We start from the raw sequence: 1268 nt of genomic DNA on the forward strand, positions 1-1268 counted from the left end.
ATTTTTATGGGATACTTAGGGTGAATTTGAGAGAAATGTATGAGATCTCCTTGCTCATTGGGATCTACTCATGGTTTCTATTGAGATTCTACTTTTCTAGAAAGGGATTGAAATGAAAACGAGGATCAAAGAATATAGAGCAAGATACAATCTCACTCAAGAAGAGTTAGCAAAAAAAGTAGGGGTTAGAAGAGAGACTATCGTTTTCTTGGAAAAAGGCAAGTATAATCCATCCCTTAAACTTGCATATAAAATAGCCAAAGTATTGAACACAACAATTGAGGAGTTGTTTATATTTGATGAGAATGATTGATCTTTTAAGAGGTTCTGGCGGACTTCTACGGGTGCATGCAATCCTTAACCTTTGCTTACGCTTAGGGAATATAACAGCAGATAAAAGATTTCGAGCCGAAGCCCCTTCCAAAGTTTGCTGTAGCAGTTCTTCTTTTATCCGCAAACCGTCAGGTGAAATTTCTCCGATTAATAGGAGGAGGTGAAAAATGTTTAAAAATAAATGGAGGAAAACTACGTTTTACATATGGCTCATATCTATACCATGTGCTTTGGGCGGAGGATTCTTAAGAGAATATAGCGCTTCTTTCACTGTATTATTGGTTGCAGGACTGATTGGCTCTATAGTTGGATTGGTGATACTAAAAGTGTTAGGAGGAGAGGTAAAATGAGAAAATCTGTGGTTGGAATAGCAGGTTTTGTGTTGATCGGCATTTTGCTTTCAGGATGCCTTACAGTGAGGAAATCAGATATAATAGAATATACTTACAACTATGGAGAGTATTTTGAGAAACAGCATTTCTTAAAACAGATAGGTATGCTACCTAAGCTTACGATTCCAAAAGAAGGTGTAACAGTGGCTATTATAGACATAGGAATGGACTTGAATCATCCAGCATACAAGAATAAACTCCTGAATAGCGATTTTAAAGGGGGAGATGCGGTATATGTATATCCCGAGGAGGAAGCAACACTCGCTCATGGGACTGCTGTAGCTTCCATCATAACAACTGAAAGCAATGAGATGTTGGGAATTCGCCCCTAATACAAAGATTTTACCTGTGCTCATTGGATTGCCATATCCCAAAGGCTATGAGGATATAGCAACTACTTATTACAAAATGAAACCTGAAGATTTCCTTAACCTTTCAAAGGAGCCTGAAAAGCTCAAGGGGTTCAAAGAGTTTGCCAAAGTGAGAACAGAGATAATTCTGAAGAATACAGCAAATGCAATTTTCGATGAAGTTATAGCAGTT

General features: G+C 37.7%; 3 protein-coding genes. All 3 read left to right on the top strand.

Annotated features, from left to right (window positions below):
- Positions 1-112: 112 nt before the first annotated feature.
- On the top strand, positions 113-313 hold the full coding sequence (locus tag J7J01_08690) for a helix-turn-helix transcriptional regulator (GenBank protein MCD6210942.1): 201 nt from the start codon (positions 113-115) through the stop codon (positions 311-313).
- Positions 314-500: 187 nt separating this feature from the next.
- Complete coding sequence (locus J7J01_08695) at positions 501-683, top strand: hypothetical protein (protein ID MCD6210943.1); 183 nt, start codon at positions 501-503, stop codon at positions 681-683.
- A complete protein-coding gene (locus tag J7J01_08700; GenBank protein ID MCD6210944.1) occupies positions 680-1057 on the top strand; it encodes a hypothetical protein in 378 nt (125 codons plus the stop codon). Before J7J01_08695 ends, J7J01_08700 begins: the two co-directional genes overlap by 4 nt.
- Positions 1058-1268: the final 211 nt, after the last annotated feature.

The organism is Methanophagales archaeon, from assembly GCA_021159465.1.
In the GTDB taxonomy this organism is placed as follows: Archaea; Halobacteriota; Syntropharchaeia; order Alkanophagales; family Methanospirareceae; genus G60ANME1.

Excerpts from the sequence above, each read along its gene's own strand:
- J7J01_08690 (MCD6210942.1), top strand. The coding sequence starts at position 113 with ATGAAAACGAGGATCAAAGAATATAGAGCAAGATACAATCTCACTCAA.
- J7J01_08695 (MCD6210943.1), top strand. The coding sequence starts at position 501 with ATGTTTAAAAATAAATGGAGGAAAACTACGTTTTACATATGGCTCATA.
- J7J01_08700 (MCD6210944.1), top strand. The coding sequence starts at position 680 with ATGAGAAAATCTGTGGTTGGAATAGCAGGTTTTGTGTTGATCGGCATT.